This window comes from Streptomyces sp. NPDC031379 (assembly GCF_055569615.1).
The window spans coordinates 317,831-333,591 of the sequence record NZ_JBVIIT010000005.1; the positions used below are offsets into that span (position 1 = coordinate 317,831).

At 73.9% G+C, this 15,761-nt stretch carries 15 protein-coding genes and 1 pseudogene; 7 read left to right on the forward strand and 9 right to left on the reverse strand.

Annotated elements, in window-relative coordinates:
* On the forward strand, positions 1-378 hold the full coding sequence (locus ACZ5CW_RS09995) for a hypothetical protein (RefSeq protein WP_030739759.1): 378 nt from the start codon (positions 1-3) through the stop codon (positions 376-378).
* Positions 379-872: 494 nt separating this feature from the next.
* Positions 873-2,609 carry an RICIN domain-containing protein gene (locus tag ACZ5CW_RS10000; protein ID WP_468599802.1) on the forward strand — a complete coding sequence of 579 codons (1,737 nt, stop codon included), beginning with the start codon at positions 873-875 and terminating at the stop codon, positions 2,607-2,609.
* Positions 2,610-2,658: 49 nt separating this feature from the next.
* Here the strand turns inward: ACZ5CW_RS10000 and ACZ5CW_RS10005 are convergent, their stop codons facing one another.
* From ACZ5CW_RS10005 to ACZ5CW_RS10020, 4 genes are all read right to left on the reverse strand, one after another.
* On the reverse strand, positions 2,659-3,828 hold the full coding sequence (locus ACZ5CW_RS10005) for a lactate 2-monooxygenase (RefSeq protein ID WP_468599803.1): 1,170 nt from the start codon (positions 3,826-3,828) through the stop codon (positions 2,659-2,661).
* An 80-nt stretch (positions 3,829-3,908) separates the two neighbouring features.
* The gene (locus ACZ5CW_RS10010; protein ID WP_468599804.1) at positions 3,909-4,604 is read right to left on the reverse strand and encodes an alpha/beta fold hydrolase; all 696 of its coding nucleotides are present in this window, start codon (positions 4,602-4,604) and stop codon (positions 3,909-3,911) included.
* 82 nt (positions 4,605-4,686) lie between these two features.
* Positions 4,687-5,358, reverse strand: coding sequence for a cyclase family protein (locus ACZ5CW_RS10015; protein WP_468599805.1), 672 nt, complete (start codon positions 5,356-5,358; stop codon positions 4,687-4,689).
* Positions 5,355-6,947, reverse strand: a complete 1,593-nt coding sequence (locus ACZ5CW_RS10020; RefSeq protein ID WP_468599806.1) for a purine-cytosine permease family protein — start codon at positions 6,945-6,947, stop codon at positions 5,355-5,357. Before ACZ5CW_RS10020 ends, ACZ5CW_RS10015 begins: the two co-directional genes overlap by 4 nt.
* 550 nt (positions 6,948-7,497) lie before the next feature.
* Here ACZ5CW_RS10020 and ACZ5CW_RS10025 point away from each other — a divergent pair.
* Positions 7,498-7,932 (forward strand): protease inhibitor, encoded by a 435-nt coding sequence (locus tag ACZ5CW_RS10025; protein WP_468599807.1) that lies wholly within the window; start codon positions 7,498-7,500, stop codon positions 7,930-7,932.
* Between the two features lie 207 nt (positions 7,933-8,139).
* Here ACZ5CW_RS10025 and ACZ5CW_RS10030 read toward each other — a convergent pair whose 3' ends face one another.
* Genes ACZ5CW_RS10030 through ACZ5CW_RS10040 form a run of 3 tightly spaced genes read right to left on the reverse strand, consistent with a single transcriptional unit; the run spans position 8,140 to position 10,009 of the window.
* Complete coding sequence (locus ACZ5CW_RS10030) at positions 8,140-8,340, reverse strand: CDGSH iron-sulfur domain-containing protein (RefSeq protein WP_468599808.1); 201 nt, start codon at positions 8,338-8,340, stop codon at positions 8,140-8,142.
* Complete coding sequence (locus ACZ5CW_RS10035) at positions 8,321-8,995, reverse strand: HemK2/MTQ2 family protein methyltransferase (RefSeq protein WP_468599809.1); 675 nt, start codon at positions 8,993-8,995, stop codon at positions 8,321-8,323. The genes ACZ5CW_RS10030 and ACZ5CW_RS10035 overlap by 20 nt, the downstream gene beginning before the upstream one ends.
* A complete protein-coding gene (locus ACZ5CW_RS10040) occupies positions 8,996-10,009 on the reverse strand; it encodes an iron-containing redox enzyme family protein (protein WP_468599810.1) in 1,014 nt (337 codons plus the stop codon).
* 22 nt (positions 10,010-10,031) lie between these two features.
* On the opposite strand from ACZ5CW_RS10040, the pseudogene ACZ5CW_RS10045 reads away from it, so the two are divergent.
* Positions 10,032-10,636 (forward strand): annotated as a pseudogene (locus tag ACZ5CW_RS10045) (flavodoxin family protein); the annotation flags it as partial.
* 2 nt (positions 10,637-10,638) lie between these two features.
* Here the strand turns inward: ACZ5CW_RS10045 and ACZ5CW_RS10050 are convergent.
* Positions 10,639-10,815, reverse strand: coding sequence for a hypothetical protein (locus ACZ5CW_RS10050; RefSeq protein ID WP_468599851.1), 177 nt, complete (start codon positions 10,813-10,815; stop codon positions 10,639-10,641).
* A 192-nt stretch (positions 10,816-11,007) separates the two neighbouring features.
* Complete coding sequence (locus ACZ5CW_RS10055) at positions 11,008-12,513, reverse strand: MFS transporter (protein ID WP_468599811.1); 1,506 nt, start codon at positions 12,511-12,513, stop codon at positions 11,008-11,010.
* A 357-nt stretch (positions 12,514-12,870) separates the two neighbouring features.
* Here ACZ5CW_RS10055 and ACZ5CW_RS10060 point away from each other — a divergent pair, with 357 nt between their 5' ends.
* The 3 genes from ACZ5CW_RS10060 to ACZ5CW_RS10070 are packed head-to-tail and all read left to right on the forward strand — an operon-like array spanning position 12,871 to position 15,480.
* Entirely contained in the window at positions 12,871-13,719 is an 849-nt protein-coding gene (locus ACZ5CW_RS10060; protein ID WP_468599812.1) for an SDR family NAD(P)-dependent oxidoreductase, read from the forward strand.
* A gap of 6 nt (positions 13,720-13,725) precedes the next feature.
* A complete protein-coding gene (locus tag ACZ5CW_RS10065; protein WP_468599813.1) occupies positions 13,726-14,649 on the forward strand; it encodes a DMT family transporter in 924 nt (307 codons plus the stop codon).
* A 42-nt stretch (positions 14,650-14,691) separates the two neighbouring features.
* Positions 14,692-15,480, forward strand: a complete 789-nt coding sequence (locus ACZ5CW_RS10070) for a polysaccharide deacetylase family protein (protein WP_468599814.1) — start codon at positions 14,692-14,694, stop codon at positions 15,478-15,480.
* The last annotated feature ends 281 nt before the right edge of the window (positions 15,481-15,761 follow it).

A 15,761-nucleotide genomic window follows, 5' to 3' on the forward strand; every position in this document is an offset into this window, starting at 1 on the left:
ATGCCCTCCGTCATCCATATCGACGTCCCGTGGCTGCTCCAGCGGCACGAGGAGGTCCTGCCCGACCAGCCCGCCGTGGACGACTTCTCCGCACTGGTCGCCGCCGTGGCCCGGCACCGCGTGGACCCGCCCCGGCTCGGCGTGGACTCCGACCCCGCCTGGCGCGCCGCCGCGCTGCTGCACACGCTCGCCGTGCTCAAGCCGCTGCCCGCGGCCAACGCCCGCTTCGCCTGCGCGACGGCCGTGGCCTACATGTTCGTCAGCGGCGTCGGCATCGACCCGCCCTACGGCGCCCTGGTCGACCTCGCCCGCGACCTGATCTCCGGCAAGACCGACGTGTACGGCGCGGCCGACCGGCTCCGTTCCTGGCAGATCTGAACCCGCCCGGCCGGCCGGCCCCGTTCCGTGCGGACGTGCTCCCCGGCCGGCGGGGGAAGCCGCCGGGGCCGCCGGCCGAGGGCGGGAGGAACAAGGCCGGCGGCCGGTCACGCGCAGGAGAGCCGCCGTCCCGCGCGGGGCCTTCCGAGAGGGCCGGCACCCAGTCCACCACCGGGCCGCACCCCCCGGGAGAGCGCGTGACCCGCCGGTGCGTGCGCTCGCTTCACACGGGGCGCATGAAAAACCGAAAGCCACGGCGGCCGACCGGGCACGCAGGGCCTATTTCTGACTTTCTTTCAAACCTGTCGATGTTGTACGGGTGTCTTGTTGCTCGTGTGGAAGTTGTGCAAGGGTTGTAACGCCCGTGCGGGGGGTAAAGTCCGGGCTTCTTCCGGCAGTTGTGGAACGGGACCGGCCAGGCGCCGGTGAATTCCCGCTCCCCGCGCGCGCCCGAGATAGGCATCTACGCATCACGCACCAAAGGAATCCTTTCAGTGCCCACCCCCCACCCACCTCGTCCCCCCTATCCGCCACCCGGCGGACACCCCGGGGAATCCGACGAGTTGCTCGCCGGCCCGCTGCGCGCCGGCTCCGACGCGGAGGCCTCCAGGTCCGCCGCCCTCCTGATGGCCCGGCACTGGCAGCCCGCGCAGGACTACGCGGTCATCTGCCTGGCCGGGCCCGGGCCCCTCGCCCATATGGTCACCGCCACCGCCTTCCACCAGGTCCTCGGCCGGCTCGCTCTCGGCGAGCCCGCCGCGGCGCTCCGGCCCCGCCTGCTCGCGGCCGTCCGGGACACGGTCGTCAACTGGTCCGGCACGGACCGGATCACCGCCGTGCTGCCCGGACTCGGAAAACCCGCCGGAGGTCGCGGTATACGCGCCGCGAAGACGCTGATAGCGGAAAACCGCGTCCTGTCCGACCGCTCCTTCCACGGACTTCCCCGACCGGAGCAGACGCTGCTGTGGCATGCCGAGGTCGAGGCGGAACCGATATACATCCCGGCCGAACTCCTCGGCATCGACACCGGCGCCGCGACGGCCGCACTCGAACAGGCTCGCGAGAAATTCCGGGAAGGCCTGGTGCGCGCCCATCGGGAACTCGCGCCGGGCAAGGACTGCCGCTACTACAACCGCCTGCTCGACGTTCCGATCCGCCGTGGCGGGACCCTGCTGCCCGACGTCCAGGAGCACCTGGCCGCGTGCGCCTACTGCCGGCACGCGGCCGAGCAACTCGGCCATGCCGAGGCCGCCCTGGGCGTGCTGCTCGCCGAGGCCGTCCTCGGCTGGGGCGCCCGCCGCTACCTCGACTCGCGCCCCGGCCGCCGCCGGCCGGGCCCCGCCCGCGGCGGCTCCCGGCGCTCCGGCGGACGCCGGCGCGGCGGCGGGAAGCCCGGCCTGCTCACCCGTGCCGCCCTGTCCGGCCTCCGTCGGCGCGCGGCCGGGGAATCAGGGCCGCAGGCACGCGTTGCGGCGTCCCGCGGCCGGCGGCACGGCGCCGGAGGGTCCGGGCCGCTCGCCCGTCTGCCGCTGCCGACGCGCCGCGACCCCGGCATCGCCTGGTCCTCCAGAGCGCTGCTCGTCGGAGTCGGCGTGGCCGCGGCCGGGCTGCTGGCCACCGTCGTGGCGATCAGCCTGTGGCCGGACGGCGGATCCGGCACCGACCCGGTCGCCTCCACCGGCGCGGCCGCCGGCACCCAGGGCCCGCCCGTCTCCGGCACCACGCCCGGCACCGCGGGGCTGCCCGCCGCCGGCCGGTCCACCCGGCTGCGCAACGCCGCCGCCGACCTGTGCCTGGACATCGACGGCAGGCCGAGGGCCGGTACCAGTGCGGTCCTCGCCACCTGCTCCTCGGCGGCCACCCAGCAGTGGATGTTCGACGCCGACGGGCTGCTGCGCAGCGCGGCCGACCCGGGTCTGTGCCTGGACTCGCACGCCGACGCCGGCGTGGTGATCCTCGGCGCCTGCGCCGACGCCGCGGCGAAGCGGGGCGACGACGTGCGTTACGAGCGCACCGCCGAGGGCGAGTTGCTGCCCCGCTGGGACCGGACCCTCGCCCTCGCCACCGCCGGCCAGGAAGCCGGCGGCGACCTGGTGGCCAAGGTCCGGGACCGCTCCGCCGGTCAGCGCTGGCTGACCGACTCGCCGACGGCCGGCCCCGGTTCGCTGTCGATCGCCGGTACGCACGGGCCGTCCGCGCGGCCCGCGGAACAGGCCGGGAAGGACACCTGACGCGCCGCCGTGTCCGGGGCCGGGCACTTCGGCCCCGGACACGGCGGGCTCAGGCGGGGTCCTCGACGAGGTCGGCCGCGGAGACCGTGCCGGGGCCGGTGTGTCCCGCGAGCGCGAGGGTCAGGTCCAACTCCGCGAGCACGCACCGGACCACATGCTCCACGCCCGCCTGCCCGTCCAGGCCGAGCCCGTAGACGTACGGCCGGCCCAGCAGCACCGCCCGCGCGCCGAGGGCCAGGGCCTTGAACACGTCGTCACCGGTGCGCACCCCGCTGTCGAACAGCACCGTCAGCCGGTCGCCGACCGCGTCCGCGACCCGGGGCAGGGCGTCGGCCGCCGCGATCGAGCCGGCCACCTGCCGGCCACCGTGGTTGGAGACCACAACGCCGTCCATGCCGGCGTCCTCCGCGAGCCGCGCGTCGTCCGGGTGCAGGACGCCCTTCAGGACGATCGGACCGGCCCAGTGCTCGCGCAGGAAGTCCAGGTCCGGCCAGGTGTGGCTCGGGTCCCCGAAGAGACCGAGGAAGTGCAGTACCGCCGCGTTCGGGTCCTCGTGCACGGGCTTGGCGAGACCCGCCTGGAACGCCGGATCGGTGAAGTAGTTGGCGGTGCCCACCCCGCGCAGGAACGGCAGATACGCCTGGTCCAGATCGCGCGGCCGCCAGGACAGCAGCGGAGTGTCCAGCGTGACGACCAGCACCGAGAACCCGGCCGCCCGCGCACGGCCGAGGAAACTCCGGGTCACCTCACGGTCCTTGCCCCAGTACAGCTGGAACCACCGCTCGGCGTCGCCCATGGCCTTAGCCACCTGCTCCATCGGCGTGCTGGACGCAGAGGACAGGATGTACGGCACGCCCTGCGCGGCGGCGGCCCGGGCGGCAGCGCACTCGGCGTCCGGATGCATGATCGACAGCACGCCGACCGGTGCCAGGGCCAGCGGCGCCGGCAGGGAGCGTCCGAGCACCTCGGCCGACAGGTCCCGCTCGTGCACGTCCCGCAGCATGCGCGGCACGATTCTGCGCCGTGCCAGGGCCGCCCGGTTGGCACGGGCGGTGCTGCCGTCGCCCGCGCTGCCCGCCACATAGCCCACCGGGCCGGGGCCGAGCCGGTGTTCGGCCAGCTCCTCCAGCCGGGTCAGATCGGTGGGGAGCCGGGGCACGGCACCCGCCATCCCGTTCAGATAGATCTCGTACTGGAAGTCCGCCCAGTGCTTCGCCATCCGGCCGTCCCGCCTCTCTGCGCTGAGTGCGTGTCGCAGCCCGACGATACTGGCGGGTAGGCAGGGGTCCGCAGAACCCCTCAGGCGTGAGCGGCCGCCTCGCGCAGGATCTTGGCGAGGGCATGGGGGGTGGAGAACATGGGCCAGTGCCCGGTGTTCAGCTCCACCAGCTCCCAGCGCCCGCCCCGCAACGCCTCGGTCACGGCGGGCAGCGGCTGCCGGCCGTCCAGCACGCACTTGACGTATGTCGCCGGCAGCTCGGCGAGCGGGCGGCCCAGCACCGCCGGTTCGGTGAGTGTGGCGGCCGGGTGCGGGGTGCCCTCGGCGACGAGACGGGCGATCTGCGCGTCGGTCAGGTCCTGGCCGGCGTAGGCGGCCGGAGGAAGGAGCGGCCACACGCCGTCTCCCTCCACGAGGGCGGCACGGATGTGGTCGCTGGGGAAGTCGTCGAGGAACGACACCCCGTCCGCCGGCAGGTTGGAGTCGACGAACACCACGCGGCGCAACCGGTCGCCGATCCGCTCGGCCGCCTGCCCGACGGGCACGCCCGAGTAGCTGTGCCCGACCAGGACGACGTCCGTGAGATCCAGCCGTTCGACCTCGTCCACGATGTCCTGGACATGGGTCCGCTGCCCGGCGGGCAGGTCCCGCTTCTCGGCGAGTCCGGACAGGGTCAGGGCGTGGACGTGGTGCCCGGAGCCACGCAGCTCGGCCGCCACCTCGTCCCACGCCCATGCTCCCAGCCAGGCACCCGCCACCAGAATGAAGTCGCTCATGGGCGCCAACGTACCGGACGGTTCCGGACAACTCTCCCCCGATGGAGTCGAGTTGGCGTTCCCGCCCGGTCCGCCCGTGCCCTCAGCCGACGCGGGCGACCGCCCGAACCGGAGCGCCGTCCGCCCCGGGCAGCCGGAGCGGGAAGAGGAACACCTCGACGGCCTCCGCGCCCACCAGCCGTTCCAGCCCGGTGAGGTTCTCGGCGATCACCCCGCCCGCCCCGCACAGCACCCGATGGGCCGGCAGTCCGGACCCGGCGTGCGGATCGCCGGGCCCGGGCGTCGGGTCCACGCTGAGCGCGTCCACCGCCACCGTGCGGGCCCCGGCCTCCACGACGGCGCCCGCGGCCTCGGGGGTCAGCCAGGGATGGGCGAGGTAGGTGTCGGTGCCCCAGTGCGCCGCCCAGCCCGTGACGAGCAGCAGCAGCGCGCCGGGCGTCGCCGTGAGCGCGTCGAGCGCGGGGGCGAGCAGGGCGGGCGTGATCGGCGACAGGGCGGGCAGTCCCCGCACGTCGGCCACCACCGCGGGCCCGGCGAACCGGTCCAGCGGCAGCTCGTCCAGACGGGGCCAGGCGTCGTCGATGTGGTACGGCGCGTCGACGTGGGTGCCGGACTGCGAACCCAGGTGCAGAGCCAGGACGTTGACGCCGTCGGCCGGGGCCCGCAGTGCGGGCGAGACCGCGACCTCCGGATCACCGGGATACACGGGCATCCCGGTGACCACGGGCACCGACAGATCGATCCAGGCGGTCATCGGCCGCCCTCGGTCGCGAGCACGGCCGGCACGTCCTGCGCCGGGGCGCCGGGACCGGTGATCGGCGGCACCGGCGCCTCGACGGTACGGGCCAGCCGCGCACCCTCGGGCCCGTACGCCGCCCGGGGCTCGGGGAACAGCCGCAGCAGCGTCAGGAACAGGACGGCGGCCACCGCGAGGGCCAGCGGCAGGCTGATGTCGACGCCGCCCGCCAGGTCCCCCAGCGGGCCGACGAACTGGCCCGGGATGTTCGTGAACAGCACGCCGATCACCGCGGCCACCCACCACGCCGTCATGCCCCGCCAGTTCCAGCCGTGCGCGAACCAGTAACGGCCGCCGCGCTGACGGCGGTTGAAGACCTGGAGCGCGTCCGGGTCGTACCAGCCGCGCCGGGTCCAGAAGCCGAGCATCAGCACGACCATCCACGGTGTGGTGCAGGTGATGATCATCGTGGCGAACGTCGAGATCGACTGCACGAGGTCCAGGCCGAACCGGCCGACGAAGATGAACGCGATGGACAGCGCGCCGACCAGCAGGGTCGCCTGGACGCGGGACAGCTTCGGGAACACGGAGGAGAAGTCCAGCCCCGTGCCGTACAGCGAGGTGGTGCCCGTCGACATGCCGCCGATCAGGGCGAGCAGACACACCGGCAGGAAGAACCAGCCCGGCGAGATCGCCAGCAGCCCGCCCACGAAGTCGGGCGCGGCCGGGTCGACGTACTTCGGCGCCCTGGTCGCGATGATGCTGGCGGTCGCCAGGCCGAAGACGAACGGCAGCAGGGTCGCGATCTGGGAGAGGAACGCGGCGCCGACCACCTTGCGGCGCGGGGTGCCGGACGGGATGTAGCGCGACCAGTCGCCGAGGAAGGCGCCGAACGACACCGGGTTGGACAGCACGATCAGGGCCGCCCCGATGAACGACGGCCAGAAGAGTGACCGGGTCGAGGCGTCCGCCGAGGCCGTGAACACACCGGCGTAGGACGGGTCGAAGTCCCCGGCGAAGGCGATCACGCCGAGCAGGAACAGCACGGTCGCCGAGACCACGGCGATCTTGTTGACGAAGAGCATGAACCGGAAGCCGTAGACGCACACCGCGAGCACCAGGCCGGCGAACAGCGCGTACGCCACGACGTACGAGAGCGTCGAGCGCTGCAGGCCGAACAGCCGGTGCGCGCCGCCGACCAGGGCGTCCCCCGAACTCCACACCGAGATGGAGAAGAACGCGACGGCCGTGAGCAGGGACAGGAACGAGCCGACCACGCGGCCGTGCACGCCCAGGTGCGCGGAGGAGGAGACCGCGTTGTTGGTGCCGTTGACCGGCCCGAACACGGCCATCGGGCACAGGATCAGCGCGCCGGCGACGACACCGAGGACGGTGGCCGCGAGCCCCTGCCAGAAGGAGAGCCCGAACAGGATGGGGAACGCGCCGAGGACGCAGGTGGAGAAGGTGTTGGCACCGCCGAAGGCGACCCGGAAGAGGTCGAGCGGGGTAGCGGTGCGGTCCGCGTCCGGGATCCGCTCGACGCCGTAGGGCTCGACCTCGGTGAGGGACGGCGGCGCGGTGGGGGAGTCGGGGGGCTGAGGGGTCAAGGCGGGCTCCAGCGAGAGTGCGGCGATGGAGCGCTTCGTGGCGCGGCGGTGGCGGACGACCGTCGCGGCCGCAGGGGTGTGCGACGCGGTCTGAGGTGGCGTCCCGGAGGGGTCTGCCGAAGGTACGGCTCCGGCGAGGAGCCCGGCCAGAGGATGAATCATCCATCTTTGCCGCCGCCGGTGGAGGAATCACCCACCCGGGGGCGGCGATCACGTCCCCCCGCGCCTCGCCGGGATCCGACGGTTTCATGAACACGAGGCGTCACGGAGGGGTTCACCGCGGGCAGACTCGGAATGTTTCAGGCCGATTAACCAAGGGGTGTTTTTCGGCCATACGATCACCTCCCTCGATCAAGAACCGCTCAGTTCTGGGGTCGACGTGTTCGAATTCCGTAACTTCACGCCACTGCTTCAACACGAAAGGTTACCTAAACATGTGGGGTCGATGTGAATTTCGCTCGCGGACTCGGCAGAGTGGCGCTCGCCGCTCCGGCGCCCGACCGGACCGGGGCCGGCGACCCTCGACTGTTCAAGCGGAAGGATGCACACAATGCGGAACACCGCGCGCTGGGCAGCGGCCCTCGGCCTCACGGCCGCCGCCGTCTGTGGACCCCTGACCGGGGCCGCCGTCGCTGCACCGGGCGCCGCCCCGTCGTCGCTCTACGCCCCCTCGGCGCTGGTGCTCACCACCGGCCACGGCAACGACGTGGCCACGGCCACTCCGGAGCGCGCCGTCACGCTGACCTGCGCCCCCACGGCCTCCGGCACCCACCCCGCCGCGGTCCGGGCATGCGCCGAACTGCGTGGCGTCAGCGGCGACTTCGACGCCCTGAAGGATCAGGCCGACGTGTGGTGCACCAAGGTCTACGACCCCGTGGTCGTCACGGTCCAGGGCGTCTGGCAGGGCAAGCGCGTCTCCTATGAGCGCACCTTCGGAAACAACTGCGTGAAGGACGCGGCCGCGGGCGGCGTCTTCGCGTTCTGAGGACCGGGATCGCATGGTCTCCGTGCACGCCGGATCAGGTCCGCAACTGGGGAGTGCGGCTTCTGGATCGGGGAACCTGCGATCTCGCGCCGGGACCGACGGGCGGAGTGGGGCCGCCCGCCGGTTCCCGGGCACACAGCCGCTCCCCGGGCAGCCCGTGGGGGGCCGTCCGGGGAGCGGCGAAAAACCACCGGTTTCAATCGCTGTTCAGACCTTGCGTCGATGACTCGTGTCACACCACGGGTAGCGGCGACTGCGCCGGCATGTGCACAGAGCGACACGGAAACGGTCCGAGGAGACCGTGGTGCCGTCCTCCAGTTCGATCTCCACCGGCCCCTCCACCAGCAGCGGCCCTTGCCGCCGCATGCTGATCCGGCGGGGCCGGTCGTCAGCGGACTCGTTCGGCACGGATGACCACCAACTCCTCCTTGTCGTCGGCCGCCTCGAGCAGCCCGCGCCGGCGCAGCCAGTCCTCCCGGGACCGCAGTACCGGGCCGAAGGCGATCCAGCGGCGCCGGACCACCGAGGCCTTCAGGCCCGCCGCACGCAGCAGCTCCAGGGTGCGGTCGGGGTCGCTCAGCGCCGAGTGCACGAGCAGCAGCACACCCCCGGGCCGTAGCAGCGTGGGCGCGTCCCGGCAGATCCGGTCCAGCAGCAGCCGCCCGTCGTGGCCCGCGTCCCATGCCCGGGACCGGCCGCGCGGGCCGCGCCCTGCGTCGGGCGCCGGCACGTAGGGCGGGTTCGCCAGGATGGCGTCGAAGGCCCGGTCCCGGACCGGGTCGAAGAGGTTGCCGCGATGGAGCCGCACCGGAAGCCGGCTCAGCCAGGCGTTCAGCCGAGCCGTCCACACCGCTCGCCGGGAGACGTCCACCGCGGTCACCTCGGCGCCCCGCCGGGCTGCTTCCAGCGCCAGCGCCCCGCTTCCGGTGCCCACGTCCAGCACGGGCGTGCCGGGCGGCAGAGCCTCTTCCCGGAGGGCCTCGGCCAGCAGCTCCGTATCGTCCTGCGGGGCGTACACGCCCGGAAGCACCCATGGGATCACAGCCCGCGAGTACCCTGACATTCAGGATGTATGGGCCATATCCGGCTCCAGTGGTGTGCGCAGCGACGACCGCCCCGCACGCCAGTCGGTGAGCAGCCGCCGGGCCAGCCGGTCCTCCAGGTACTCCGTGGCATCGATGCCGAAGGCGATGTCGTCCGCCAACTCCGGCTCCTCCGCGAGCAGTCCGCCGATCACCTCGTGGCGGACGACCTGCTCGTGCACCGCGTCCGCCGCCACGTGCTCGTCGTAGAAGAACTCCGCGGCCGGGCCGGCGCCGGTGCGGCGCATCGCCTCGGCGAGCCGGCGCGAACCCGGTGAGGAGGTGATCTCCACCTCGGCGAAATGGCCCACCAGCGCCCCGCGCAGTTCACGGTGCAGCCCGAACAGGGACATCAGGTTGACCACGGCCAGCATTTCCGCGCGAGCCGCGTCCAGATAGCGCCCGTACGCGGTGTCCAGGCCCAGGTCCGCCATCAGGTCGGCGAACAGGCGCGCATGGACCCGCTCGGCCCGGCCGCCGCCGAACTCGTCGTACTCCACCGCCGCCATCGCCGCCTTCGCCCGGCCCCACAGCCGCGGCAGCACCCAGGCGTGCGGGTCGGCCTCCTTCAGGTGGTACAGGGAGCGCTGGGCCGCGTACTCGCGCAGCTGCCACAGCTCGCCCTCGTCGCGCAGGAAGTGGGTGATCCCGGTGCCCTCGACCGGTTCGACCAGGAGGGCACCGAGCGCGTCGTCCAGGCACGCGTGCACCGGGGTGTCGGTGCGCAGCGCGGACAGGAAGCGGTGCTCCAGCGCCCCGCGGACGCGAAGCAGCTCGGGGTCCCACTCGAACCGGGGGCCGACGCCCGCGAAGCCGCGGTAGTGCAGCTCGTAGCACAGGTACAGGGCGAGGTGCAGGTCGTCGCCGTAGGGGTCCGCGCCCTCGGCGTCCACGGGGCGGGGGAGGGGGCCGGCGCCGCGCAGACAGTCGGTGACCGCGGCGGAGAGCGGTCCCCGGGGCGGGGGCAGCTGGGGTCCTCGCAGGTGGTGGTTCATGGCGCTCGGGTACCCGGACCGCGTGAAAGCACTGGCGATCGATTGCACGCTGAAGAAGTCGCCGGAGTCCTCCACCACCGAGGCGCTGGCCCAGGTCGTCACCGGGCAGCTGGTGAAGGACGGTGTGGCCGTGGACGTCGTCCGGGCCGTGGACCTGCCGATCGAGCCCGGCGAGGTCAGCGAGGCCGTACGGGAGGGCGACGCCTGGCCGGGCGTGCACGAGAGGCCGCTGGACGCCGAGATCCTGGTGATCGCCTCGCCGACCTGGCTCGGGCGCCCGTCCTCCGTGGCTCAGCGGGTGCCGGAGCGGACGGACGCGATGCTGTCGGAGACCGACGACGAGGGCCGCCCGGTCGCCCACAACCGGGTGGCGGGCGTGGTCGTCAACCGGCAACGAGGACGGCGCCCACCATGTGATCAGCGAGATCCAGGGCGCCCTCGCCGACATCGGCCACACGATCCCCGGTCAGGCCTGGACGTACTGGCACCCGGGTCCCGGCCCCGGTCCCGACTGTCTGGAGGAGGAACGGCGGCCGTGACCGGTCGCACCGCACCGGCCGGGCCATGGCCGCGAACCTGCGCGGGGTGGCCCGGGCACCGGCGGAGCACCCCGTGGGCGCACCGCCCGGTCAGCCGTCTCCCTCGCCCTTCGCCTGCTCCTCGGCACCGGTGTTCGGGGTGATGGCGTCCCCGGCCTCACCCCGGCCGGCCTTGTCCTCGTCGCGCCTCTCGGCCTCCTCGACCTCCCGGAGCACCTCCTCCAGGGCCGTCTCGGGCCGGTCCTCGTGCTCGTTGCCGCCGGGCATGGCGCCTCCTTCCCTCGCCGTGTGCGCTTGATCCACGACGAGTTACCCGACGGCGCCGTCTCAAGCGCCGGGCGAGGGCCACCGGTCCCGGCGGCGGTCGCCCGGCGCGGGGGTCGCGCCGACAGGGCGGCAGGGCGAGGGGCCGCCGTCTCCCTGCTGACGACGGCCCCTCGGGCCCGGATCCGGCGGCCGTCACATGTGGACGACCGGTGCGGCGCTCGCGTCCTGCCGCGGCACCCCGCGCCGGTAGAGGGCGAAGGCGATCGCCGCGCCCGCCGCGAAGAGGACCGCGGACCACCAGAAGGCGGTGGTGTAGCTCTCGACCGTGGCCTGCGCCCGCACCACCCGGCTCGTGGCGTCCCGGCCGGCGAGGTAGTCGGTGGCGGCGCTCGCGGCCAGTGTGTTCAGCAGGGCCGTACCGATCGAACCGCCCACCTGCTGCATGGCGTTGACGGTCGCGGAGGCCACGCCCGCGTCCTCGGCCGCGACCCCGCCCGTGGCCAGCTGCATGGCCGGCGGCATGACCAGGCCGAGGCCCACGCCGATCACGATCAGCTGCGGCAGCACCGCGCTGCCGTAGTGCGAGCCGAGGCCGATGCCGGTCAGCCAGGCCATACCGGCCGTGGCGATCGCGAAGCCCAGCGGGATGACCGTCTTCGGGCCGAGGCGGGGCACCAGCATCGTGGTGCCGGCCTGCGCGGTCACCATCAGCGCGCCGACCATCGGCAGGAAGGCCACACCGGTCCTCGTGGGGCTGAAGCCGAGGTTGAGCTGCAGGTAGTAGGTCAGGAAGAGGAACACACCGAACATGCCCGCGCCGGTGATCAGCACGGCGAGGAAGGAGGCCGCCCGGTCGCGGTCCAGCAGGATGCGCAGCGGCAGCAGGGGATGCGCGGCCCGGGTCTGCCACCAGGTGAACGTGGCCAGCAGCAGACCGCCCGCGACGAGGAAGCCCCAGGTCAGCGGCGAGTCCCAGTCGTGCGTCTCGGCATTGGAGAAGCCGTAGACCAGGGAGAACAGACCGGAGGCGACCAGGACCGTGCCCGGCACGTCGAGCTTGGCGCCGGCCGCGTCGCGGTGGTTGCCCAGCAGGATCCAGCCGCCCGCGAAGGCGACGACCGCGATGGCCACGTTCACATACAGGGTCCAGCGCCAGTCGAGCGCGTCGGTCAGCACGCCGCCGAGCAGCAGGCCGACGGCACCGCCGGCACCGGCGATCGCGCCGTACACGCTGAACGCGCGCGCCCGCTCCCGGGCGTCGGTGAAGGTGGTGTTGAGCAGGGACAGCGCGGCGGGCGCGAGGAGCGCGCCGAACGCACCCTGCAGGGCGCGGGCGGCGACCAGCATGGTGAAGCCGTTCGCCGCGCCGCCGAGCGCGGAGGCGGCGGCGAAGCCCACGACGCCGACGAGGAAGGCCGGCTTGCGGCCGAACAGGTCGGCTATCCGGCCGCCGAGCAGCAGCAGGGACGCGAAGGCCAGCGCGTAGGCGGTGACGATCCACTGCCGGTTGCCGTCGGAGAACCCGAGGTCGGTCTGGGCGGACGGCAGCGCGATGTTCACGATCGTGGCGTCGAGGACCACCATCAGCTGGGCGACGGCGATGACCGCGAGGATCCACCACCGCTTGGGCGAGGCCGTGGCCCGTTCCTTCGCCGCGGCGCCCGCGAGGGAGCCTTCGGTCAGGGTCTTCTGGGACATGAGGAACTGCTCCAGGGGGTCGTTCGCGTACTGAGACGTACTGAGACGTACTGAGACGTACTGAGACTGCGGAGGCGTGCGGAGGCGGGGCGTGCGGAAAGAGCGCGTCGGCCGGAGGCGCCTAAACGAAACCGTTTCGTACACGTCGACCTTAGACCACGGTCAGCGAAACGGCAACGTTTCGCTTGACCCTGGAGAGGACCGCGGGCCTGGACCGGCCGAGCCCGCCGGCCCGGCGACGGGCGCGAGCCGCTCCGCCGTGCGCGGTGTTTCAGTCTGTGGCGCCCTGGATACACCGCGAGGGTTCGGCCCCGGAGTCCGCGAACCCGTGCACACCGTCGCATCGAGGTCGTCACCATGTCCCACGCCCCGTCCCCCGCAGGACCGTCGAACCGCATCGGGCCCGGCGCGACCTCCGCGCAGCGGGCGGGCTCCGCTCCGGGGACGGCCGTGAACCGGGCCGGAGGCACCGCCCTGGTCACGGGCGCCTCCTCCGGCATCGGCGCGGCCGTGGCGCGTCGGCTGGCCGCCGAGGAGGGCTGGCGGCTGGCGCTGAACGGACGTGACGTCACCCGTCTGGAGCAGGTGGCCGTCCAGGCCGGGGCGGTGGCCCTGCCCGCGGACCTGACGCGGCCCGGCGCCGACCGCCGGCTCACCGAACTCGCCCTCGCCCACCTCGGACGGGTGGACCTGCTGGTGGCGGACGCCGGGGTGGGCTGGGCCGGAGACTTCACCGCCATGCCCCCGGTACACATCGACGAGGTCGTAGGCGTCGACCTGCTGGCCACCCTGCACCTGGTGCGCACCCTGCTGCCCCACATGGTCGCGGCCGGATCGGGGCGCATCGTGCTCGTCGGATCGTTCGCCGGCAGCGTGGGCGTGCGCGGTGAGGCCGTCTACTCCGCCGCGAAAGCGGCCCTGGGCACCTTCGCCGACGCCCTGCGCTACGAGCTGGGCGGCACCGGCGTGGGCGTCAGCCATGTGATCCCCGGTGTGGTCGCCACCCCCTTCTTCGACCGGCGGGGCACCCCGTACACGCGGTCGTGGCCGCGGCCGGTACCCGCCGAGCGCGTGGCGGACGCCGTATGGGCCGCCGTCCGGCACGACAAGGACGAGGTCTACGTCCCCCGGTGGCTGCGCCTGCCCGCCCGGGTGCGCGGCGCCGCGCCCGGACTCTACCGGCGGCTCGCCGCCCGCTTCGGGTGAGCGGCCGTGCTCGCCGTCACGGTGCTGCTCGCCCTGCTCGCGGCTCTCTCCAACGCGTCCGCCTCGGTGCTGCAGCGCCGGGCCGCCGTGCAGGAGCCGAACGGGGGCACCGGGGCGGGGTCCGCCGTGCGCCGCTTCGCGCGTCTGCTGCGGCGTCCGTACTGGCTGGCGGGCGCCGGCCTGCTGGCGCTGTCCAGCCTGCTGCAGGCGGGGGCGCTGGCCGTGGGCAGCCTGTCCCTCGTCCAGCCGCTGCTCGCCGCCGAGCTGCTGTTCACCCTTGTCGTGGGCAGTGTGGTCTTCCGGCGCCGCCCGGACCGCCGGACCTGGCTGGCGTTCGTCGCCCTCGCCGCCGGACTGTCCCTGTTCCTCCTGGCGGCCGAGCCGTCCCCCGGCCGTCCGTCCGCACCGCCCCGGACCTGGCTGTCGGGCGGCGGCGGAGCGCTCGGCGCCGTCGTCCTGCTCGTGGCGGCCGCCCGCCCGACGAAGGGCGCGCCCAGGGCCGCGCTGCTCGGCCTCGCCTCCGCGGTGGCCTTCGCCACCACCGCGGCGCTGCTCAAAGAGGCCGTGGGACAGCTCGGAGACGGGCCCGGGGCGATGTTCGCGCACTGGTCGCTGTACGCCACCGGCGGAGCCGGGCTCGTCGCCTTCCTGCTGCTCCAGGGCGCGCTCGGCGCCGGATCGCTGACGGCCTCCCAACCCGCCCTCACCCTCGGCGACGCGCTCACCAGCGTCGTACTCGGCGGGATCCTGTTCGCCGAGACGATCCGCCTCGGGCTGAGCCTGATACCGGAGGTGATCGGCATCGCCCTGATCGGCGCGGGCAGCATCGGCCTGGCCAGTGCTCCGTCCCTGCGCGGGGAATGGGACACGCCCGTGCCGGGCCGCCCGCCGGACCGGGGCGAACGGCAGCCGACGCCCCGAGGGCCCTGACCGGGCGCCCGCCCGTTCCCGCACCAAGGAGGTAGCGCTCCGATGTCCCTCGTGTCCGGCCCCCCGTGGCGGACGGCGGCGGTCCTGCTGCCGGCCGGCGTCGCCATGGCGCACATCGGCCCGGCGGCCACCTGGCTTCCGGGCGTACGGAGGCTGTTCTTCCCCGGGCTCCACGGCACCGGCCACCGCGACCACGTGGCACTGACCTTCGACGACGGGCCCGACCCGCGGTCCACGCCGTGTTTCCTCGACGCACTCGACGGGCTCGGAGTGCGGGCGACCTTCTTCGTGCTCGGCGAGCACGTGATGCGCCATCCCGCCCTGGCCCGGGAGACGGCGGAGCGCGGACACGAACTCGCCGTGCACGGCTGGACCCACGACCGGCCCTGGCGCCCGGCGCTCGCCCGCGACGCCGAGGAGGTCGCCCGCACCGTCCACGCGGTGCACGCCGTCACCGGCCGGCGCCCGCGGTGGTACCGCCCGCCCTACGGCATCCTCACCGCAGGACGCTGGTGGGCCGCGCGGCGGGCCGGACTGCGGACGGTGCTGTGGTCCGCCTGGGGCAGGGACTGGACGGCCGACGCCACCCCGGCCTCCGTACGGGCACAGGTCGCGGCGGACCTGCGCGGCGGCGGCACGGTCCTGCTGCACGACTCGGACCGGCACTCGGCCCCCGGCTGCTGGCACTCCACGCTGGCCGCCCTGCCCGCCGTCGTCGAAGACTGCCGTGCCGCGGGCCTGACGCTCGGCCCCCTCCACGAACACGCCCCGACACCGGACGGGGCCTCGGCGCCGCTGCCGGCCTCGGCGGATGGGGAGGGCCGTCGGTGAGGGTGCTGGTCGGGGGACGAGGGCGGGCGGTGGGCGTGGGCGTGGCTTGGCGCTGGTACCGCTTCGGACCTCGGTGCCGGTTCGGGCGGATGGCGGAGGGTGTCGATGAGGGCCCTGGTCGAGGAGGGAGTGGCGGGCGTGTGTGGCTCGGTGCCGGTTCGGGTCTAGGTGCCGCTGCGGGTTGTGGCGGATGGGGAGGGCCGTCGGTGAGGGTGCTGGTCGGGGGACGAGGGCGGGCGGTGGGCGTGGGCGTGGCTTGGCGCTGGTACCGCTTCGGACCT